The following is a 19522-nucleotide window of genomic DNA, read 5'->3' on the forward strand; positions in this document are numbered from 1 at the left end:
ATGGTTTTGTGGATACGAAGGTCAGAACACCAGGGGGGCTGGCATTTCATCATGCAAAAAAAAGCCCCTGCCAAGGCAGGGGCCGGTATTGCAGAAGCGGGGTGTCAGGGGGCGGCTTTCTTCTTGAAGTCGCCGGCGACCGCCGTGCTGAAGCCATCCGGGCGCAGGTACTTTCGCAGGGCGGCATTGACCGCGTCGGGCGTCAGCGCCGAGATCTTCTTGTCCATCTCGGCCGACCATTCGAACGTGCGGCCACGCTGCAGGTAATCCAGCCACGTGCTGGCCAGGACGTCGTCTTGCGCGCGGGCCAGGTTGCGGTAGTTCAGCAGGGCGTTGATGCCGTCAGAGATTTCCTTTTCCGAGAAACCTTCCTTCAAGACGCGGGCCAGTTCCTCGTTGATGGCCTTTTCCAGGCGTTCGCGGTTCTGCGGCGCGTAGATGGCGTACATGGTCCAGCTGGCGCTGGGCTCGAACGAGGAGACCGACAGTGAACTGCGGACGTTGTAGGACAGGCCCTCGGTTTCACGCACGCGGTTCCACAGGCGCGAGGTTTCGGAAGCGCCGAACAGGTAGTTGGCCAGGTACAGCGAGGCGTAATCGGCATCCGTGTCTTGCAGTTTCAGCGGCATGCGCGAGACGTAGAAGGCGTTGGCCTTGTCGGGCGTGTCGATGTCGAACTGTTTGGCGGGGATGTCGCGGTACGGGTTGCCGACGCGCGTGTAGGCGGGCGCTTTCTTCCAACCAGCCAGACCGGCCTTGATGGCCTTTTCCACGGCTTCCGGCTCAAAGTCGCCAACGGCCGAGTATTCGATCTTGCCCGCGCCGTAGAACTTGGCGTGGAACTTGGCGAGCGCCTCGCGGTTCAGGCCGCGCACGCTGGCAAGCGATTCTTCGAACGTGGGCACATAGCGCAGGTCGTCGGCAGGCCACGGATTGTCTTGACGGGCCAGCGCGCGTCCGGCCAGGGCCGAAGGCTCGGTCATGGCGTTCTGGATCGAGGTTTCAAGCTGACGCTGGTACTCCTCGAGCTGTTCCTTCGGGAAGTTGGCGTTGCGGACGATATCAAGCGCCAGGGCGGTCAGTTCAGGCAGGTTCTCGCCCTTGGTCGACATGGCGATCTTGAGGGTGGTGCCGCCGCCGCTGAAACCCAGTTCGGCTTGCAGCTTGTCCAGGCGGTCCTGGATGTCCTGGCGCGACAGCTTGGCCGTGCCGCGAGTCAGCAGGTCGGCCACGGCGCTGGAATTCACGCGCTGGCCCAGCAGGTCTTTTTCGTTGCCAAACTGAATCAGCATCTGGGCCTGCACGCGGTTGCCGCGCGTGGCCTTGGGCAGAAGTGCCAGTTGAACCGGGCCATTGGGCAGGTCCAGCTTTTTGCGCTGGGTCAGCTTGTCGATGTTGGCAGGGGTGGGATCGAAGGCGGACGCGGCCTTGAAGTCCGGATCGCCCTTGTAGTCCTTGAACACGGCGGAGAGGTCTTCACGCTGCAACTGCGGCGCGCGCAGGGGCTTTTCCGTGGGGATGTAACGGCCTTCGATGCGGTTGCTTTGCACCAGGTAGGTGACGGCGGCTTGCTGGACGTCGGCCAGCGAGGCCTTGCGCGCGCGGTCGCGCTGCAGGAAGAACAGGCGCCAGTCGCCCGCGGCGATGGCTTCGGACAGCGCCACGCCGACTTGTTCGGGATCGCTATAGGTCTGTTCCCATGCGGTCAGCCATTTGCTGCGCGCGCGGTCCAGTTCCTGTTGCGTGAAGGGCTTCTTGCCCAGCGTTTCCAGCGTGCTGGTCAGGGCCTGCACGGCGGTGTCCAGATTCTTGCCGGGGGGCAGTTGCGCGCCGAACATCGCCAGGCCCGGGTCGCGGTTTTCCATGGTGAAACCGAACACGCCCGAGGCCAGCTTGGTGGCGACGAGCGCATGGTACAGGCGGCCCGACGGCGTGTCGGACAGGATGACGGTGGCCAGGTCCAGCGGCACGAAATCGGGGCTGCCGGCGGCAGGGATGTGGTACATCGCAGCGACCAGCGGGGTGCCACCGGTGCGGCGCAGCGTGACCGAGCGTTCGCCGTCCTGCACGGGTTCCACGGTGTATTCGGGCGGCAGCTTGCGGTCCGGCTTGGGCAGCTTGCCCAGCGTTTCCTCGATGTCCGCCAACGTGGCCTGCGGGTCGAACTTGCCGGCCACGATCAGCACGGCGTTATCCGGCTGGTAGTACTCGTGATAGAAAGCGCGCAGTTGTCCGATGTCCACGTTTTCCACGTCGGACCGGGCGCCGATGGTGTTCTTGCCATAGCTGTGCCACTGGAAGGCTGCGGCCTGCATCTTCTGCATCAGGATGCGGGAGGGGCTGTTTTCCCCGCTTTCCATTTCGTTGCGGACCACGGTCATTTCCGAATCCAGGTCTTCCTTGGCGATCAGGGAATTAACCATGGCGTCGGCTTGCCAACCCAGGTACCACTTGAGGGTCTCGGGGTTGGCGGCGAAGCTGGCGAAATAGTTGGTGCGGTCGCTGGAGGTCGAGCCGTTGGCCTGCAGGCCGCGGCGCGAAAACTCGCCCATGGCGTTGCGGGTGGTGGACGTGCCCTTGAACAGCATGTGTTCAAGCAGGTGCGCCATGCCGGTCTGGCCGTAGTTCTCGTTGCGCGAGCCGACCAGATAGGTCATGTTGACCGTGGTCGAGGGCTTGGATTCGTCGGGGACCAGCAGCACTCTCAGGCCATTGGCCAGGCGGTATTCGGTGATGCCTTCAATCGAGGCGGCCTCCGAGACGCCGGCCGGAAGGCTGGCGGCGCCGGCCTGGAAGGCCAGAAAGGAGGAAAACAGCAGCACACCCAGCGGGCGCGGCAGCTTCGATAGGGACAGGCGCATGGCAGACAATTCCTTTGGCATGGCAGAATCCGTTGGAGTGTATACGTTGGCAATGGTTCAAGGGCCGATCCCGGCAGCGCTCCCCGCCAACCGCAAGGAAATCCGACATGTCTTTATCGCTGGAAGTTGAAACGCCACGCCTGGTGCTGCGGCAGTGGCGCGCTGACGACCGCAAGCCGTTCGCCGAGATGAATGCGGACCCGCGCGTGACGGAGTTCCTGCTGCCGCTGTCCGCGCCGGAAAGCGACGCCCTGGCCGGCCGTCTGGCAGCGGGCATAGACGAGCACGGCTGGGGCTTCTGGGCGGTCGAGGCGCCCGGCGTGGCGCCTTTCGTGGGATTTGTGGGCATCAAGCCGATGCCGCCGGTGTTGCCATTTGCGCCGGGCGTGGAAGTCGGCTGGCGCCTGGCCCAGCCGTTCTGGGGGCGCGGCTACGCCAGCGAGGCCGCCCTGGCCGCGCTGCGCGTGGGGTTCGAGCAGGTGGGACTGGGCGAGATCGTGGCGTTCACGGCGGTGGGCAACCAGCGCTCACGCGCGGTGATGGCTCGCCTGGGCATGCAGGAGGACGCCGATCCGTTCGATCATCCCGCCGTTCCCGAAGGCCATCCGCTGCGTCGCCATGTGCTGTACCGCATGGGCCAGGCGCAATGGCGCCAGCAGGAAAAGGGTGACGCAGAGTCAGGCGGGCCGCCGGTTGCGGCCGCATAAGGGCCGGAAAGCCGCGACGCCATAGGGTGCTGCAATGCAACATCCTTAGCGCACAAGGCAAATTTGAGGTCGGTCCGCGTGCGGGTGTAAGCTTTGAAGAACGTAGTAGCTGTTGCCGACGGGATGCGCGACAGCCGTCTACCGGCTTCCCGTCCAACGCCAGACGCCGCCGCAAGCGCGGCGCCGGTGCTTGTCGTTCGCGCCTTCGCTGCCGGCATCCTGCCGGCGCATTTTTCGGAGGAACGACCCATGCTGACCGAGATCGTCACGCGTGCCTTGTCCCAATTGACCGGTAGCGCCCTGAGCGGCGACGGGATCAAAGGGCAATTCCAGTACGCCTATGCCAGTGATGACGGCCAATTCGTGGCCATATTGACGCATGACATGACCACCTATGTCGTGGACCTGAGCACTCAACGGTATTTCGCGGAGTGCGGTGGTTCGCCCCGCGGGTTTGCCGGACATGTGCTGGAAATGGAAGGCGCCGCAGCGCGCAGTCATCCCTGGCCGGCTGCCAATGACCTGTTCGACCTGGACATGGACGCCGATGAGCTTTCCTGGCGGCAGTGTCCTGGCCTGCGCCAGGCAGCCGCCGCCCACCGATCTGTGGAGAGCCGCGCCGCCTGAGAGTGGCCAGAAGCGGCAGCAACGCACTGAACCGGCGGATTCGCCGGTTTTTTTTCGGGCGGACGCGTGTCGTGGCGCAGGCGCGCCCGGTACAATTTTTCAATGACCTCGCCCGCTGAAACCTTCGCGCCCGATGGCGCCATCCTTGTCGACTGCACGCATGAACGCCATGCGGACCAGATACTGGCCATCTTCAACGACGCCATCGTCAACTCTACGGCGCTCTACGACTACAAGCCGCGGCCGCGCGAGGCGATGCAGGGCTGGTTCCAGGCCAAGCAGCAAGGCGGCTTTCCCGTGGTGGGGTTCGAGAACGCGGCGGGCGAGTTGATGGCGTTTGCCAGCTACGGCACGTTTCGCGCGTGGCCCGCATTCAAATATTCGGTGGAGCATTCGGTCTACGTCGACGGGCGGTTCCGCGGCATGGGCCTGGGCGAGGCCATGATGCGCGTGCTGATCGAGCGCGCGCGCGTCAATCAGGTGCACGTGCTGGTTGGCGGCATCGACGCGTCGAACGATGGCAGCATCAGGCTGCACGAGAAGTTGGGCTTCAAGCATGCCGGCACGATCAAGGAAGCCGGATTCAAGTTCGGCCGCTGGCTGGATCTGGCGTTCTATCAGCTGACGCTGGATACGCCTGAGCAGCCGGTGGATGGCTGACGGCTGCACGATGGGTTGCGCGCGTTGAAGCCTCGCGGTCTTTGCGGAGCTTCTGCTCGCGCTTCACCCATCCTACTTGGATAGCACCCGCATAGCCTGTTCCAGGCCGGCGACGGTAACCGGGTACATGCGGTCCTGCATGATGTCGCGCATCAGCGCGATGGACTGGCGGTACTGCCACGACGCGGTGGGTTCGGGATTCAACCAGACCGATTTGGGCCACGCATCGAGCAAGCGCCGCATCCACTCGGCGCCGGGTTCCTTGTTGTAATGCTCGACCGAGCCGCCGGGCTGCAGGATTTCGTAGGGGCTCATGGTGGCGTCGCCGACGATGATCAGCCGCCAGTCCGGGTTGTACTTGCGCAGTACGTCCCAGGTGTCGAAGCGTTCGTTCTGGCGCCGGCGGTTGCTTTGCCACAGGCTTTCGTAGGGGCAGTTATGGAAGTAATAGACTTCCAGGTTGCGGAATTCGCTGCGGGCCGCTGAAAACAGCTCTTCGACGCGCCCGATGTGGTCGTCCATGCTGCCGCCCACGTCCAGCAGCATCAGCACCTTCACGGTATTGTGGCGTTCAGGGACCATCCGCAAGTCCAGGTGGCCGGCGTTGCGCGCGGTGCTGGCGATGGTGTCGTCCAGGTCCAGTTCCAGCTCGGCGCCTTGGCGCGCAAAGCGCCGCAGCCGGCGCAGCGCCACCTTGAAGTTGCGCGTGCCGAGTTCGACCTGATCGTCGTAGTCCTTGAACTGGCGCATGTCCCAGACCTTGACCGCCGTGCGGTTGCCGGCCGATGCGCCGCCCACGCGTATGCCTTCCGGGTGGTAGCCGCCGTTGCCGAACGGCGAGGTGCCGCCGGTGCCGATCCATTTGCTGCCGCCCGCGTGGCGTTCCTTCTGCTCTTCCATGCGTTCCTTGAAGAGCTCCATCAGCTTGTCCCAGCCGTGCTTTTCGATCGCGGCCTTGTCTTCGGGCGACAGGCTTTTCTCGAACTGCTTGATCAGCCAGTCCAGCGGAATTTCCTTGCCTGCCGGCAAGGCGGCTTCGATGCCCTTGTAATAGGCGCCGAAGGCCTTGTCGAAACGGTCGTAGAGCGACTCGTCCTTGACCAGCGTGGCGCGCGCCAGGAAGTAGAACTCGTCCAGCGTGGGCGCCATCAGGTCCTGGCGCAGCGCGTCCACCAGGGTCAGGTATTCCTGGACAGAGACGGGCAGCTTGTGCGCCCGGAGGTGATAGAAGAAGTCGATCAGCATGTGCGGGCCGCCGGTAGCTGCAGGATCAACGGCGCTGACCGCCGCGCGTCATGGCCGCGAGGCGCTCCAGCAGGTGCACGTCTTGTTCGTTCTTCAGCAGTGCGCCGGCCATCATCGGCACTGCGGTGGCGGTGTGCGCGTCGATCTCGGCGGCCGTGGCGTCTTCGGCCAGCAGCAGGCGCAGCCAATCCAGCAGTTCGGACGTGGACGGTTTTTTCTTCAGGCCCGGTGCGTCGCGCAGCGTGAAGAACGTGTCCAGTGCGGCTCGTAGCACGTCCTGCTTCAGGTGCGGATAGTGCACGGCCACGATGTCGCGCATGGTCTCGCGATCAGGGAAGCGGATGTAGTGGAAGAAGCAGCGGCGCAGGAACGCGTCGGGCAGGTCCTTCTCGTTGTTGGAGGTAATGATGACCAGCGGGCGGTGCCGCGCCGCGATGGTCTCGCGCGTTTCGTACACGTGGAATTCCATGCGGTCCAGCTCGCGCAGCAGGTCGTTGGGGAATTCGATATCGGCCTTGTCGATTTCGTCGATCAGGAGCACCACCGGCTCGTCCGCCTGGAAGGCTTGCCACAACGTGCCTTGCACGATGTAGTTGCGGATGTCGCGGACTTTCTCGTCGCCCAGTTGCGAGTCGCGCAGGCGCGACACCGCGTCGTATTCGTACAGGCCCTGGTGCGCCTTGGTCGTGGACTTGATGTGCCATTGCAGCAGGGGGCGGCCCAGCGCGCGCGCCACTTCTTCGGCCAACATGGTCTTGCCCGTGCCGGGCTCGCCCTTGATCAGCAGCGGCCGCTGCAAGGTCAGGGCGGCGTTCACAGCCAGTTTCAGGTCGTCGGTGGCGACGTAGCTGTCGGTTCCGTTGAAGCGGGCAGGCGAGGTGGAGGGGGCGGACTGGGCTGCGGACATTGTCTGATGGCTTCCGAGGATTGACGGGGATCAATACCATCGTAAGGTATTAATCCTGAGCAATTATCGTACAATCAGGCGGTTTTGCAGTTGGGTTCGACCCGCAACGTGTTTGCAGGGGGCCTTTTCGTGTGATGCAGGCCCTAGTCCTTAAGCCATACCAAGAAGAGCCATTCCAATGAAGTTGCGAACCTCTCTGAAGTGCACGGTTTCCGTGTTGGCCGCGATGGCATCCTGTGCGATCGCCGGCCAGGCTGTTGCTGCTGACGCAGCGCCTGTCGGCAACATCCAAAACGCCCGAGACAAAGTCTCCATGTGCATCGGTTGCCACGGCATCGAAGGCTACAAGGCGACGTTTCCCGAGCTCTATCACGTGCCGATGATTGCTGGCCAGAACGCCAAGTACATCGAAACTGCCCTGAACGAGTACAAGAAAGGCGCGCGCAGCCATCCCACGATGGACGCCATTGCCGGCAGCCTGTCCGACCAGGACATCGCCGATCTGGCCGCGTACTACTCGAATCTCAAATAAGGGGCAAACACATGAACCGCACCATGCTTGCCCTTGCGGGCGCGACCTTGGCCTTTGCAGGCACCGCCGCCCAGGCGCAGGATCTGGCGGCCGGCAAGGCCGTCTTCGACAAGTTCAATTGCGCATCGTGCCACGGCGCCGATGCCAAGACGGCGGTAGACCCCGCCTACCCGACGCTGGCAGGCCAGCACGCCGATTACCTGGTCCACGCCCTGAAGGCGTACAAGCGCGGCGCCTCCGGCAGCGCGGCCACGGCCAACGTGCGCAAGAACCCCATCATGGGCGCTTTCGCGACCCAGCTGTCCGACCAGGACATCTCCAACGTCTCTGCCTGGCTGGCGTCATTGCCCAGCGATCTGGGCGTGCGCAAGTAAGCCCTGGCGGCCTGGCGCAATAAAAAACCCTCGGGGATACCCGAGGGTTTTTTCATTGTGGGCGGCGGGCCTTTACAGGCTGGCGCGGCGGCGGATCAGGTCGATGTAGGTGTCGCTGTCCATGGGCGTGCCCAGTCGCTGCGCTTCCCAGACGACCTGGCCCAGGCATTCCATGATCTCGTGCGCCGCCTGGTGCGCATCCGAGCGCGCCGTCAGTTGCTGGTAAGCACGGCGGATGCCGGGCGGATGGTCGATGGACAACTGCTCTGCAATCGCCAAGTGCATGGACAGGTGCAGGAAGGGGTTGGTGCGCCCCTTTTCCACCGCATATTCCATGGTCATGGCATCGGGGCTTTCCAGGTCGCCGTGGTATTCGGGATGCTCGATGATCCAGTCCAGCGCCATGGCCTCGAGCGGGGTCAGCACCTCGTTGGCGCGGTGCTTGCGCCAGGTGTCGATGAAGAATTCGCGGACTTGGTCGCGGGAAGGATTGAACATCTGCAGGGAAGGGAATGCGGGCTATAGAAACGTTATTTTACCGCCGGGCGGTCCCTGGGGGGGGAATGCCCCTTCGGAGGGAGCGAAGGCAGGTAGTGGCGAAGCTGGGGCCTTTTTTCAGGCATCCATCTGGGCCGTGGGGTCGGACGGCCACTTTGCGATATAGAATTGATCGGTATCCGCCATCCGGTGTGCGGTTCGCGAGGGCGGTTTCCCCGCGGAATCGGACGCTTTCCGATGCGGCGCTTGCAGAAAAACCACCCGGAGCAAATGGAGCATTCATGTCCTACCAACATATCAAGGTTCCCGCTGGCGGCCAGAAGATCACGGTCAACGCTGATTTCTCGCTGAATGTGCCTGAACAGCCCATCGTTCCCTTCATCGAAGGCGACGGCACGGGCGCCGACATCACCCCGGTGATGATCAAGGTCGTCGACGCGGCGGTGCAGAAAGCCTACGGCGGCAAGCGCAAGATCCACTGGATGGAAGTCTATGCCGGCGAGAAGGCCACCAAGGTCTACGGCCCGGACGTCTGGCTGCCCGATGAAACCCTGGAAGTCGTCAAAGACTACGTGGTGTCCATCAAGGGCCCGCTGACCACCCCGGTGGGCGGCGGCATCCGATCGCTCAACGTGGCGTTGCGCCAACAGCTGGACCTGTACGTGTGCCTGCGCCCGGTGGCGTACTTCAAGGGCGTGCCGTCCCCGGTGCGCGAGCCCGAGAAGACCAACATGGTGATCTTCCGCGAGAACTCGGAAGACATCTATGCGGGCATCGAATACATGGCCGAAAGCGAGCAGGCCAAGGAACTGATCCAGTTCCTGCAGACCAAGCTGGGCGTGAAGAAGATCCGCTTTCCGAACACGTCCTCCATCGGCATCAAGCCTGTGTCGCGCGAAGGCACCGAGCGCCTGGTGCGCAAGGCCGCGCAATACGTCATCGACAACGATCGCACGTCACTGACGCTGGTGCACAAGGGCAACATCATGAAGTTCACGGAAGGCGGCTTCCGTGACTGGGGTTACGAATTGCTGCAAAAGGAATTCGGCGCCCAATTGATCGACGGCGGCCCGTGGTGCAAGTTCAAGAATCCGAAGACGGGTCGCGAGATCATCGTCAAGGACGTGATCGCCGACGCCTTCCTGCAGCAGATCCTGCTGCGTCCGGCCGAGTACGACGTGATCGCCACCCTGAACCTGAACGGCGATTACATTTCCGACGCGCTGGCCGCGCAAGTGGGTGGCATCGGCATTGCGCCGGGGGCCAACCTGTCGGACTCGGTCGCCATGTTCGAAGCCACCCATGGCACGGCGCCGAAGTATGCGGGCAAGGATTACGTGAACCCGGGTTCCGAAATCCTGTCGGCCGAAATGATGCTGCGCCACATGGGCTGGACCGAAGCCGCTGACCTGATCATCTCCAGCATGGAAAAATCCATCCTGTCCAAGAAGGTCACGTACGACTTCGCCCGGCTGCTCGAAGGTGCGACGCAGGTGTCGTGCTCGGGCTTTGGCCAGGTCATGATCGAAAACATGTAATTCCCGGGTTACCCCGCGAGTCTTGCAGAACCCGCCCGCCGTCATGGCGGGCGGGTTTTGTCTACCTGACCCGCAGGATGCGCGCGGCGCTCCCGTTTTCCCTATTAGGTTGATTGCTGTGCCCCGAATGTATGTATCCCTGGCCACATGGCTTGTATTGCTGGTTCCCGCGCTGGCATTGACCAGTCCGGTGGGAGGGCCCGCTGTCGTCTACTTGAGCGGGGGAATTGCCCTGGCTGCCCTGGCTGCCAATGCGATCAAGCGCTACGAACCCATGGATTTCAAGGCCTTGTGGCCCATGGCGCTGGCGCTGTTGCTGCCCCTGGCCTGTATGTTCGCCACATCCCTTGTCCGAGGGGTGTGGAGCAATTCCGAACTGGAGAAGCTGCTGCGGTTTGCGTTGGCGATACCGGTGCTTTGGCTGCTGCTGCGCGCGCCGCAGCGTTGGCTCAAGCTGGTGCAGTGGAGCATTGTTGTCGGTGCATTGGCTGGGGCTGGGTTGCTGATCGTCACGATGGAAACGCAGGGGCGCGGGGCCGTGGTCGACGTGGGCGGGCGCTACAACGCCGTGGCGTTCGCGAACATGACCTTGCTGTTCGGCGCCATGACGCTGCTGTCCCTGGGCTGGGGCCCCAGCACGCGTTGGCCCCGCATCGAAACCGGGGTGAAGCTGTTGGCGGTTGTGCTGACGGTGGCTGCCACCTGGGTATCCGAAACACGCAGCAGCTGGATGCTGTTGCCGATCCTGGGGCTGGTCTTCCTCTTGGGCCTGCGCAATTGGAAGCGCCGCCACAAGGTTTATTGCGCGCTGGCCGTCTGTGTGGCGCTGGCTGCCAGTGCCGCCGCCATCTGGACGTTCAGCAGCCGCATGCAGGAGATCTCGCATGACGTCGAGGGCTTCGCGACGTCGGCCAACCGCGATACGTCCTTCGGCATCCGGCTTCAGCTGTGGCACGCATCGATCCTGATGTTCGAGAAAAGCCCGATCGTGGGCGTCGGCCCCAGCAAGTTCCGCGATGAATTGCTGGCACTGCAAAAGCAGGACATCGTGACGGAAGAAGTCGTCGAGGGGTTTGGCGAACCCCACAACGACATGTTGGCGGCCCTGTCCGGCTACGGCCTGCTGGGGTTGCTGAGCATCCTGACGCTGTACCTGCTGCCTGCGGCCATCTTCTTTCGGCGGCTGGCCAGCGATGACCGTGTGATCCGCGTGGGCGCGCAATTGGGGCTGTTGTTCTGCCTGGGTTATTGCGCCTTCAGCCTCACCGAAATGATGTTCCGCAACATGCGCAGCGTGCCGAATTATTCACTGATCGTCGTGACGTTGATTGCGTTGACGACTCCCCGTGCGGCCCGCGCCGCACCCGCCGCGGCGCCGCGCTGACAACCTGCGGGAACGTCCCGCCAGCCAGACCTCCCTGAACGCAAGGCGTATCCGCCTTGCGTTTTTCTTTTGGGGTTGCGCTAGATCAAGCTTGATGCTTCGACTTGGTGAAAACCCTGCTGTGTCCCCGTATCCTGACGGAACGCAATACATAAACCGTCACATTCTGCCGCTAATGGTTTCACTGGCAGGAGTGGGCACTAAGAGGAGAGCCTGTGAAAAATTCCAGCCTGCGCAGGGAACTGCTGTGGTTCGTGTTCGCCATCGGCGCCGCCGTCCTGGTTCTGGGCGCCTGGGACGCGTGGCAACGCCGCACCGAAATGGTGGCCGAGCGCAAGACGGAACTGCGCCACGTTCTGGACCTGGCGGCCGGCATCCTACGCAACGGCAAGCAGAGCGTCAGCGAGGGCATGCCCCTGGCCGACGCCAAGCGCAACGTGGCGCGGCGGTTGGCGCAATTGCGCTACGGCGCCGACGGGTATGTGGGCGTCTTCGGCGACGATTACGCCTTGCTGGTCCACCCCGACGCCAAGCTCGTGGGCACGAACGTGCGCGCCATCAAGGACGTCGACGGCTTGCCGATCTTTGAAAACCTGTATGCCGGGGGCAAGGCGGGCGGGGGTTATGTGCAGTACCGGTTCCCGCGGCCGGGTGAGGTCGAGGCCTTGCCGAAGATCAGTTACGCGACTTACGACGCCGACTGGGGGTGGCTCATTTTCACAGGCCTGTATGTGGATGATGTGGACGCCGCGTTCTATGGCACGCTATGGCGCCAGGGCGCCGTGACGCTGGGCTTGCTGGCCTTGGTGCTGATTGCCGCGCTGCGCTTTTTCCGCACGCATGTCATCGGTCCGCTGGACGAGGCGGTGGCGCTGTGCGAACGCGTGGCCAACGGCGATTTGTCCAGCATCGTGTCGCGTCACCATCGCGGCGAAATCGGTCGCCTGTTCGACGCCATGGCGCGGATGCAGGAACGCCTGGATGCCGCCGTGCGTACCATCGTGCAATCCACGGGATCGATCGCGGCGGCGTCGCGCCAGATCGCGGCGGGCAGCATGGACCTGTCGGACCGCACCGAGAAGCAGGCCGCAGCCCTGGAGCAGACGGCCGCCAGCGTGGAGGAGATCACCGCCACGGCCAAGCAAAGCGCGGAGCATGTGCGCGAGGTCAGTTCGCTGGCTGGAGAGGCGGCGCAACTGGCGCGCCAGGGCAGCGAAGAAACCCAACACGCCATCGACGCCATGCGCGAGATTTCGCACAGCTCCCAGCGCATCGACGAGATCATCAGCGTGATCGATGGCATAGCGTTCCAGACCAACATCCTGGCCCTGAACGCCGCCGTGGAAGCGGCGCGGGCGGGCGAGCAGGGGCGCGGGTTCGCGGTCGTGGCGGGCGAAGTCCGTGCGCTTGCGCAGCGGTCGGCCACCGCGGCCAAGGAAATCAAGGGCTTGATCGAAACCTCGTCGGAGTCGGTCGCGCGCGGCAGCCAACGTGTCGAGCAGGCCAGCGCCACGATGGGCAGCGTGCTGGAATCGGCCGCCACCAGCGCGCCGCTGATGGGCGAGATCGCTACGGCGTCGGCCGAGCAGAGCGTGGGCATCGAGCAGATCAATCAGGCCGTGACGCATCTGGACAGCGTGACGCAACAGAACGCCGCGCTGGTCGAGGAATTCGCCGCGTCTGCGGCTACCCTGCACGAGCAGGCCGACGACCTGGCCCGCGCCGTGTCCATCTTCAAGCTGTCTGCAGCCGGTTAGGGGAACCCTGGACCGCGCTCATGGCGCGTTGCAGCCGGGGGCTCAGTTCCCGGCTGGCCGGCATCATGGGCATGCGCAGTTCGTCGGCGATCAGCCCTTGCAGGGATAGGGCGCGCTTGAGTGGCGCCGGGTTCGGTTCGGCGAACAGCAGCCGGATCAGGCCGCGCAAGGGTTCGAAGAGCTCGCGCGCGGCCTCGGCGTGGCCGTCGCGCGCCAGTTGCATGACTTCGACGTAGCGCTCGGGGAACAGGTGTGCCGCGGCCGGAATGGCGCCGCGGCCGCCGGCCAGCCAGTGGTCCAGCAGCGCCAGATCTTCGCCGCACAGCGCGTTCAGCTTGCCGCGCGCATTCAAGGTGGCCAGCACTGACGGGTTGCATTCCTTGACCGCCGTGAAGTTGGGCAGCAGCGCCAGGGTCTCCATGGTTTCGACCGTCATGGTGACGCCCGTGCGCTTGGGGATGTTGTACAGGATGATGGGCCGTTCGGTCGCCCAGGCGATCTGCCGGTAGTGCCACAGCATGCCCGGCTGCGACGGGCCCAGGTAGTAGGGGGGGGGCACCAGATAGCCCGAGGGCGCATATTTGTCCAGGCGGCGGATCGCGGTGGCCACGCCCCGCGTATCGACGCCGCCCGCGCCAAACACCATCGGAAGCGCGTGCGGATCGCTGGCGATGGCCTCGATCATGTCGGTCTTCTCCGACAGGCTCAGCAGATTGCCTTCGCCCGTGGACCCGAACAGGACCAGGCCCGCGATGCCCGCATTGCGGTAATAGCGGGCCAGCGCCTGCGCGGCGTCCAGGTCCACATAGCCGCCGCGCAGCGGCGTGACCATCGGCAACCAGATGCCGTCGAAAACCGTCTTGGCTGGCATGTCCATGGCTTATTGCACCGTGATCGCGGGTGCCGGGCGCACCGGGCCGAATTCCGCCTGGGGCAGGCCGCACATGACGGCGTGCATCAAGGCGTCCAGTTCACCGCGCGCACATTGCAGCTGCAAGATGCTTTGCGCATGGGCGTGGTCCACCGACAGCAGGTATATGCCGATGCGGTCGCCCAGTTCGCGGTGCAGCGCCAGGCGCACCTTCAGGGCATCCAGCGTGTCGATCCTGACCGTCAGCGCCACCATTTCGGATTGCGGCAGAGGCGGCAGGCAAGGGGCCGGGGAACGATCGGGGAAAGCGTGGCTGCGGCGGTCCAGTCGGGGAATCATGGCGGCGGGGGGAGCGGAGGCGCCGTCTGGCGCGGTCCGCGGTTCCGGTTGGTTGATGACGATTCCACTATAGGAACGGCGCCGTAAATCCTGCCGATAAAAGCGGGCGCGGCGCGTAAAAAACGTGTCAACGCCCCGGGCGCTCAGAACGTCTTGGTCACTGACAGCAGGCCGGTCGCGCGGCCCATGTCGCGCCCGTGCGTGTTGGTGTAGACGGCGCGGTCCGCGTTGGTGTCCAGGTACGCCAGCGAGACCGAGAGGCCCTGGCCGAAGTCCTTGGTCAGGCCCAGCTTCCAGTCGGTATAGGATCCGTTGTCGACGTTGCGCACGACCTGGCGGCCGACGTGGGCGTTGACGGTCAGGCCCCAGATGCCGGTGTCGATGTTGCCCGACACGTCGAAGTACTGGCTGTACTTGCTGTCGGCGAAGCCGAACAGGTTGGTCAGGGCGATGGAGTACTTGAACATCACGGGGCCGTAGCCGATGCCGGCATACAACTCGGTGGTATCGGGGCTGGTGTAGCCGGACGGGTAGTCGCCGGGGTAGTAGTACTGCAAGACGCCCAGGTCGACGGGCACGTTGTCCGTCAGGTTGCCCTTGTAGCCGCCGTAGAAGTCCATCTCGACGGGCGCGGAGACCTCGCTGTTGGTGTCGCCGAGCCAGCTGATGCTGGAGTTCCAGTTGCCCAGGTAGAAGCCGCTGGCGTGCGCCAGGTCGAAGCCGCCCTGGATGGCGGGCTTGTTGTTCGACTGCATCAGGCCGCGGTAGCGGTACTGGCTGGCCAGCGTGACGTTGGCCGTCAGGCTGAAATCGGAGGCGGCGGGGGCTTCTGCGGCGGCGGGTGCGTCGCTGGCGTGCGCGGTGGCGCTGAGCGTCAGCAGGACAAGCGCGGCCAGGGTGTTGCGGGACATGGGATGCTCCAGATGTTGAACGGGACCGCAACAATAGGAGGATCGGCATAAAGCGCGAGACAAGACTCGCGCCGTCCGCGTAAAGGCCGCATCAATGCATGCGAATGGCGCGGGCGTTCAGCCCGCGAAGCGGTAGCCCACGCCGATTTCGGTCAGCAGGTAGACGGGCTGGGCGGGGTCGGCTTCCAGCTTCTGGCGCAGATGGCCCATGTAGATCCGCAGGTAGTGGTTGCTTTCCACGTGGGACGGCCCCCAGACCTCGCGCAGCAGTTCGCGGTGGGTCATGACCTTACCCCGGTGCGCCAGCAACGCGGCAAGCAGGCGGTATTCCATGGCGGTCAGATGCACGTGCTGGCCGGCGCGTTCGACAACGCGTTTGGAGAAGTCGACGCGCACGTCGCCGAACGCAATCTCGGCCGCGTTGCCCGCGCCGCCGCGCGCATGCCGGCGCAGCAGCACGCGCAGGCGGGCCAGCAGTTCGCTGACCCCGAAAGGCTTGGTCAGGTAGTCGTCGGCGCCAGCATCCAGCGCGGCCACCTTGTCGGCTTCGGCGCTGCGGGCGGACAGCACCAGGACGGGCACTTCCGTCCAGCCGCGCAGTTCGCGGATCAGGGTCATGCCGTCTTCATCAGGCAGGCCCAGGTCCAGCACGATGGCGTCGGGCTGCCGGGTGCCGGCCTCAATCAGGCCGCGGCGGACGGTGTCCGCCTCGTGCACCACGCACCCTTCGCTTTCCAACGCCTGGCGGACGAAGCGCCGGATGTTGGCGTCATCTTCAATGATCAGGACGGTAGGCTGGTAGTCGAACATGCGGATGGCCGGTCAAAGGGTTTCGGGTTGGATCGCGGGCGGCGTGCCCAGCGGCAGGCTGAAGACGAACTGCGCGCCGGAGGCCAGCCCGGGCGTGTGCTCGACCCAGATGCGGCCGTGATGGGCCGAGATGATGGCTTCGCACACGGCCAGGCCCAGGCCGACGCCTGGCGTGGCCGATTCGCGCTCGCCGCGCGTGAATTTTTCGAAGATGCGGCGTTCGGCGCCAGGGGCGACGCCGGGGCCGTTGTCGCTGACGGCCACGCGCAGTTCCGCTTCATGCACCGCGGCGTGGATGCGCAGCGTGCTGCCCGCCGGCGTGTATTTGGCCGCGTTCTCAAGCAGGTTGCACAGCACGCGTTCGATCAGTACGCCATCGCATTCCACCAGCGGCAATTGCGACAGGCTGGCCACGGTAACGTGATGGCCGGCCAGAGGTTCGCGCATGGCGGCCAGCGACGCGCCCACCAGTTCTTCGATGGATTGCCATTCCAGGCGCAGCGGGGTGTCGCGGCTTTGCAGCCGCGCCATGTCCAGCAGGTTGACGACCAGCGCATGCATGCGTTGCGCCTGGTCGCGCATGGCGCGGACGGTGTCCTGCACGTCGGGCGGCAGCGCCGTCTGCTGGCGCGTCAGGGTGTCGGTCATGCCGATCAGGCTGGTTAGCGGCGTGCGCAGGTCGTGCGACACGGCGGCCAACAGCGAGTTGCGCAGCCGTTCCGATTCCATGCTGACCAGCGCTTGCTGCGCTACTTCCACGTAGTGCAAGCGCTCCAGCGCGATGGCGATCAGCGTGGCGTAGGCCTCGATCTGGCGCCGCGAATCGGGATGGGTGAACAGGCTGCGGCGGGGCGCGGCCAGCGCCAGTACTCCGCGCGTGCGCATGGGCGCCTTCAGCGGCAGGTACAGCAGATCGCTGTTGGACAGCGTGGCGGTGCCGGCACCGGCCGGCTGGCCGTGGTCATAGACCCATTGGGCAAGCGCGGATTCCAGGGGCGGCATGTCGTCGGCCGCGGGCGAGGCCAGCTTCAGGCGGTCGTCCAGGCCCAGGATGTACAGCGCGCAGCGCGAGCCGAAGGTGGCATGCACGAAGGCGCCGGCCGAGGCCACGATCTGTTCGGGCAGCAACGCCGACGACAGTTCGCGGGCGAACTCGTACAGGCTGCGCGCATCGGCCTCGCGCTTGACCGAGGCCTGGGCCTGCAGGCGCAGCCCTGCCGTTAGTTGACCGATCAGCAGGCCCACGGACAGCAGGACGCCGAAGGTCAGCAGGTACTGCACGTCCGAGACGGCGAACGAGGCCAGCGGCTGCACGAAGAAAAAGTCGAACAGCCCCACGCTGACGACGGAGGCCAGCGCGGCTGGCCCGCGTCCATGTCGCAGCGCCACGCCCACCACCGCCAGCAGGAACAGCATGACGATGTTGGTCTGGTGCAGTACAGGAAAGGCCAGCATCGACAGGCCCGTGGCCGCCGCGCAATAGCACAGCGCCCAGGCGTAGCCGGCCAGTGGGCGGGCATTGCGTTCGTCGCCGTTCTGGCCTGCCCGGCGCCCCAGCGTGAGCGGGTCGCGGCCGGAAGCGGCGCTGGCGGGCAGGGGCGGGGCGCCCAGCCGGATGATGTCGATTTCGGGGCAGCCCGCAGCCAGCATGTCGGCGAAGCTGTGCCGGCGCCATAGCCAGCCGGGCGTGATGGCCGCCGTCAGCAAGGCCGACACCGACAGGCGCAGGCGTTGCAGGCCCGTGGCCCGCGTGCGGCCGACGATGGCCTTGGTGATGTTGTGCCGGCGCACGTAGCGCACCACGGCATCGACCATGTCGCCGCCGGCCAGGGTTTCGGTGCGCGCGCCCAGGGAATCCGCCAGGGCCAGGCTGCGCTGCATGCGGTCTTGCTCGGCCTGCGGCGTGGGCGCCGCGCGCGGCGTATCGATGGTGACGACGTGCAGGTCGCATTCCAGCTGCTGGCTCAGCCGGTGCGCGCTGCGGATCACGTATTCGGCGTCGATGTCCGGACCGATGCAGGCGACCACGGCTTCGCGGGTGCGCCAGACGGGTTCGATCGCGCGGTCGCGCCGATAGGCCTGGACGTCGTCGTCGACGTGGTCGGCGGTGCGGCGCAGCGCCAGTTCGCGCAAGGCGATCAGGTTGCCCTTGCGGAAGAAATTGCGGGTGGCGTGGCGGGCCTGTTCGGGCAGGTAGACCTTGCCTTCCTTCAATCGCCGCAGCAGCTCGTCGGCCGACAGGTCCACCAGGATGACTTCGTCGGCGGCGTCGAAGACCTCGTCGGGCACGGTCTCCCAGACGCGCACGCCGGTGATGCTGCCCACCGCTTCGTTCAGGCTGTCCAGATGCTGCACGTTCAGCGTGGTCCAGACGTCGATGCCGGCCGACAGCAATTCCTGGATGTCCTGCCAGCGCTTGGCGTGGCGGGAACCGGGTGCGTTCGAGTGCGCCAGTTCATCCACCAGGACCAGGCCGGGCCGGGCGGCCAGCGCGCCGTCCAGGTCGAATTCCTTCAGCACATGGCCGCGGTACGCCACGTCTTTCAGCGGCAAGACCGCCAGGCCTTCCAGCAGGCTGGCGGTTTCGCGGCGGCCATGGGTTTCGACGATGCCGGCCAGCACGCTGACCCCCTGCGCGGCTTGCGCCCGGGCTGCGACCAGCATGGCGTAGGTCTTGCCCACGCCGGCCGATGACCCGAAGTACACGCGCAGCTTGCCGCGCACCGCCTGGCGCGCGGCGTCGTCCAAGGTTTTCAAGAGCGCGTCGGGGTCGGGACGCTCGCCAGCAATGTCAGCCATGAACGCGCAAGGGTTGGGTGGGGAAGGCTGGCAATACTATACGCTGCGGCATCAGCGTCCCGTGCCCAGTTGGTCCAGCGCCAGGTTCAGCATCAGGACATTGACGACGGGGTCGCCCAGCACGCCCAGCCAGGACTTTTCGGTATTGGCCTGGATCAGGGCATCGACCTGTTCGCGGGGCAGGTGCCGCGCGCGGGCGACCCGCGCCGCCTGGTAGCTTGCCGCGGCCGGGCTGATGTGCGGGTCCAGCCCGCTGCCCGAGGCCGTGATCAGATCCACGGGCACGGGCGTGGGGTTCTCGGGGTCGGCTGCTTTGAGCGCCGCGATGCGGGCCTGGATGGCTTCGGCCAGCGCGGGGTTGCGCGGACCCAGGTTCGACCCGCCCGAGGCTGCGGCGTTGTACGGCATTGGCGCGGTGGCCGACGGGCGGCTCCAGAAGTACTGGGGCGACGTGAAGGACTGCCCGATCAGTTCCGAGCCGACGACCTTGTCGCCCTGCTTGATCAGCGAACCCGCCGCTTCGTGCGGGAATACCGCGGCCGCCACGCCGCTGGTCAGGAAGGGGTAGGCCAGGCCCGTCACCAGGGACAGGGCGGCGAAGACGACCAGTGCCGGACGCAGGATGCCGCCCGAGTACGGCCGCGCGGGGGCGGATTGCGTTGCGTGTTTCATGATGGATTCCTTTCTTCAGTTGGGCTGGAT

Annotated in this window: 18 protein-coding genes; 8 read left to right on the forward strand and 10 right to left on the reverse strand. The window is 65.2% G+C overall.

The genetic code is table 11. The features are described from left to right. Nucleotides 1-104: 104 nt before the first annotated feature. Nucleotides 105-2861, reverse strand: a complete 2757-nt coding sequence (locus tag CEY09_RS04895) for a M16 family metallopeptidase (protein ID WP_088587773.1) — start codon at nucleotides 2859-2861, stop codon at nucleotides 105-107. A gap of 107 nt (nucleotides 2862-2968) precedes the next feature. Between CEY09_RS04895 and CEY09_RS04900 the strand changes: the two genes are divergently transcribed. The 3 genes from CEY09_RS04900 to CEY09_RS04910 all read left to right on the forward strand — a co-directional run bounded on the left by CEY09_RS04900 (nucleotide 2969) and on the right by CEY09_RS04910 (nucleotide 4855). Further along, complete coding sequence (locus CEY09_RS04900; RefSeq protein WP_088587774.1) at nucleotides 2969-3568, forward strand: GNAT family N-acetyltransferase; 600 nt, start codon at nucleotides 2969-2971, stop codon at nucleotides 3566-3568. A 249-nt stretch (nucleotides 3569-3817) separates the two neighbouring features. Further along, nucleotides 3818-4195 carry a hypothetical protein gene (locus tag CEY09_RS04905; protein WP_088587775.1) on the forward strand — a complete coding sequence of 126 codons (378 nt, stop codon included), beginning with the start codon at nucleotides 3818-3820 and terminating at the stop codon, nucleotides 4193-4195. A gap of 102 nt (nucleotides 4196-4297) precedes the next feature. Next, complete coding sequence (locus CEY09_RS04910) at nucleotides 4298-4855, forward strand: GNAT family N-acetyltransferase (protein WP_088587776.1); 558 nt, start codon at nucleotides 4298-4300, stop codon at nucleotides 4853-4855. Nucleotides 4856-4927: 72 nt separating this feature from the next. Here CEY09_RS04910 and CEY09_RS04915 read toward each other — a convergent pair whose 3' ends face one another. Together CEY09_RS04915 and CEY09_RS04920 are read right to left on the reverse strand one after the other, a co-directional pair. Further along, a complete protein-coding gene (locus tag CEY09_RS04915; protein WP_006223555.1) occupies nucleotides 4928-6100 on the reverse strand; it encodes a vWA domain-containing protein in 1173 nt (390 codons plus the stop codon). Nucleotides 6101-6125: 25 nt separating this feature from the next. Beyond that, nucleotides 6126-7007 (reverse strand): AAA family ATPase, encoded by an 882-nt coding sequence (locus CEY09_RS04920; RefSeq protein ID WP_006223556.1) that lies wholly within the window; start codon nucleotides 7005-7007, stop codon nucleotides 6126-6128. Nucleotides 7008-7185: 178 nt separating this feature from the next. Between CEY09_RS04920 and CEY09_RS04925 the strand changes: the two genes are divergently transcribed. Further along, a complete protein-coding gene (locus tag CEY09_RS04925; RefSeq protein WP_006217806.1) occupies nucleotides 7186-7539 on the forward strand; it encodes a c-type cytochrome in 354 nt (117 codons plus the stop codon). 11 nt (nucleotides 7540-7550) lie between these two features. Beyond that, on the forward strand, nucleotides 7551-7913 hold the full coding sequence (locus tag CEY09_RS04930) for a c-type cytochrome (protein ID WP_088587777.1): 363 nt from the start codon (nucleotides 7551-7553) through the stop codon (nucleotides 7911-7913). Between the two features lie 72 nt (nucleotides 7914-7985). Here the strand turns inward: CEY09_RS04930 and CEY09_RS04935 are convergent, their stop codons facing one another. Beyond that, complete coding sequence (locus CEY09_RS04935; protein ID WP_006223558.1) at nucleotides 7986-8411, reverse strand: DUF1841 family protein; 426 nt, start codon at nucleotides 8409-8411, stop codon at nucleotides 7986-7988. Between the two features lie 281 nt (nucleotides 8412-8692). On the opposite strand from CEY09_RS04935, the gene icd reads away from it, so the two are divergent. The 3 genes from icd (at nucleotide 8693) to CEY09_RS04950 (ending at nucleotide 13090) form a co-directional block, all read left to right on the forward strand. Continuing rightward, nucleotides 8693-9949, forward strand: a complete 1257-nt coding sequence (icd, locus tag CEY09_RS04940) for an NADP-dependent isocitrate dehydrogenase (protein ID WP_006217809.1) — start codon at nucleotides 8693-8695, stop codon at nucleotides 9947-9949. 118 nt (nucleotides 9950-10067) lie between these two features. Beyond that, a complete protein-coding gene (locus CEY09_RS04945) occupies nucleotides 10068-11333 on the forward strand; it encodes an O-antigen ligase family protein (protein ID WP_377785519.1) in 1266 nt (421 codons plus the stop codon). A gap of 215 nt (nucleotides 11334-11548) precedes the next feature. After that, complete coding sequence (locus CEY09_RS04950; RefSeq protein WP_088587779.1) at nucleotides 11549-13090, forward strand: methyl-accepting chemotaxis protein; 1542 nt, start codon at nucleotides 11549-11551, stop codon at nucleotides 13088-13090. Here CEY09_RS04950 and CEY09_RS04955 read toward each other — a convergent pair. The 6 genes from CEY09_RS04955 to kdpC all read right to left on the reverse strand — a co-directional run bounded on the left by CEY09_RS04955 (nucleotide 13068) and on the right by kdpC (nucleotide 19492). After that, nucleotides 13068-13967, reverse strand: a complete 900-nt coding sequence (locus CEY09_RS04955; RefSeq protein ID WP_088587780.1) for a 4-hydroxy-tetrahydrodipicolinate synthase family protein — start codon at nucleotides 13965-13967, stop codon at nucleotides 13068-13070. The two genes, CEY09_RS04950 and CEY09_RS04955, sit on opposite strands and share 23 nt — an antisense overlap. A 3-nt stretch (nucleotides 13968-13970) precedes the next feature. Beyond that, the gene (locus tag CEY09_RS04960) at nucleotides 13971-14300 is read right to left on the reverse strand and encodes a hypothetical protein (RefSeq protein WP_234818223.1); all 330 of its coding nucleotides are present in this window, start codon (nucleotides 14298-14300) and stop codon (nucleotides 13971-13973) included. 143 nt (nucleotides 14301-14443) lie between these two features. After that, nucleotides 14444-15211: a TorF family putative porin gene (locus CEY09_RS04965; protein ID WP_088587781.1), complete on the reverse strand. Its 768-nt coding sequence runs from the start codon at nucleotides 15209-15211 to the stop codon at nucleotides 14444-14446. A 117-nt stretch (nucleotides 15212-15328) separates the two neighbouring features. Then, the gene (gene kdpE / locus CEY09_RS04970; protein WP_006223564.1) at nucleotides 15329-16021 is read right to left on the reverse strand and encodes a two-component system response regulator KdpE; all 693 of its coding nucleotides are present in this window, start codon (nucleotides 16019-16021) and stop codon (nucleotides 15329-15331) included. Between the two features lie 12 nt (nucleotides 16022-16033). After that, on the reverse strand, nucleotides 16034-18820 hold the full coding sequence (locus tag CEY09_RS04975) for a sensor histidine kinase (protein WP_088587782.1): 2787 nt from the start codon (nucleotides 18818-18820) through the stop codon (nucleotides 16034-16036). 51 nt (nucleotides 18821-18871) lie between these two features. Next, complete coding sequence (gene kdpC, locus CEY09_RS04980; RefSeq protein ID WP_088587783.1) at nucleotides 18872-19492, reverse strand: potassium-transporting ATPase subunit KdpC; 621 nt, start codon at nucleotides 19490-19492, stop codon at nucleotides 18872-18874. Between the last annotated feature and the right edge of the window lie 30 nt (nucleotides 19493-19522).

The sequence above is a fragment of the Achromobacter marplatensis genome (assembly GCF_002209535.1).
In the GTDB taxonomy this organism is placed as follows: Bacteria; Pseudomonadota; Gammaproteobacteria; order Burkholderiales; family Burkholderiaceae_B; genus Achromobacter; species Achromobacter marplatensis.

Bases quoted from the DNA above. Each gene is read 5' to 3' on its own strand.
- CEY09_RS04895 (WP_088587773.1), bottom strand. From the start codon at position 2,861: ATGCGCCTGTCCCTATCGAAGCTGCCGCGCCCGCTGGGTGTGCTGCTG.
- CEY09_RS04900 (WP_088587774.1), top strand. From the start codon at position 2,969: ATGTCTTTATCGCTGGAAGTTGAAACGCCACGCCTGGTGCTGCGGCAG.
- CEY09_RS04905 (WP_088587775.1), top strand. From the start codon at position 3,818: ATGCTGACCGAGATCGTCACGCGTGCCTTGTCCCAATTGACCGGTAGC.
- CEY09_RS04910 (WP_088587776.1), top strand. From the start codon at position 4,298: ATGACCTCGCCCGCTGAAACCTTCGCGCCCGATGGCGCCATCCTTGTC.
- CEY09_RS04915 (WP_006223555.1), bottom strand. From the start codon at position 6,100: ATGCTGATCGACTTCTTCTATCACCTCCGGGCGCACAAGCTGCCCGTC.
- CEY09_RS04920 (WP_006223556.1), bottom strand. From the start codon at position 7,007: ATGTCCGCAGCCCAGTCCGCCCCCTCCACCTCGCCTGCCCGCTTCAAC.
- CEY09_RS04925 (WP_006217806.1), top strand. From the start codon at position 7,186: ATGAAGTTGCGAACCTCTCTGAAGTGCACGGTTTCCGTGTTGGCCGCG.
- CEY09_RS04930 (WP_088587777.1), top strand. From the start codon at position 7,551: ATGAACCGCACCATGCTTGCCCTTGCGGGCGCGACCTTGGCCTTTGCA.
- CEY09_RS04935 (WP_006223558.1), bottom strand. From the start codon at position 8,411: ATGTTCAATCCTTCCCGCGACCAAGTCCGCGAATTCTTCATCGACACC.
- icd (WP_006217809.1), top strand. From the start codon at position 8,693: ATGTCCTACCAACATATCAAGGTTCCCGCTGGCGGCCAGAAGATCACG.
- CEY09_RS04955 (WP_088587780.1), bottom strand. From the start codon at position 13,967: ATGGACATGCCAGCCAAGACGGTTTTCGACGGCATCTGGTTGCCGATG.
- CEY09_RS04960 (WP_234818223.1), bottom strand. From the start codon at position 14,300: ATGATTCCCCGACTGGACCGCCGCAGCCACGCTTTCCCCGATCGTTCC.
- CEY09_RS04965 (WP_088587781.1), bottom strand. From the start codon at position 15,211: ATGTCCCGCAACACCCTGGCCGCGCTTGTCCTGCTGACGCTCAGCGCC.
- kdpE (WP_006223564.1), bottom strand. From the start codon at position 16,021: ATGTTCGACTACCAGCCTACCGTCCTGATCATTGAAGATGACGCCAAC.
- CEY09_RS04975 (WP_088587782.1), bottom strand. From the start codon at position 18,820: ATGGCTGACATTGCTGGCGAGCGTCCCGACCCCGACGCGCTCTTGAAA.
- kdpC (WP_088587783.1), bottom strand. From the start codon at position 19,492: ATGAAACACGCAACGCAATCCGCCCCCGCGCGGCCGTACTCGGGCGGC.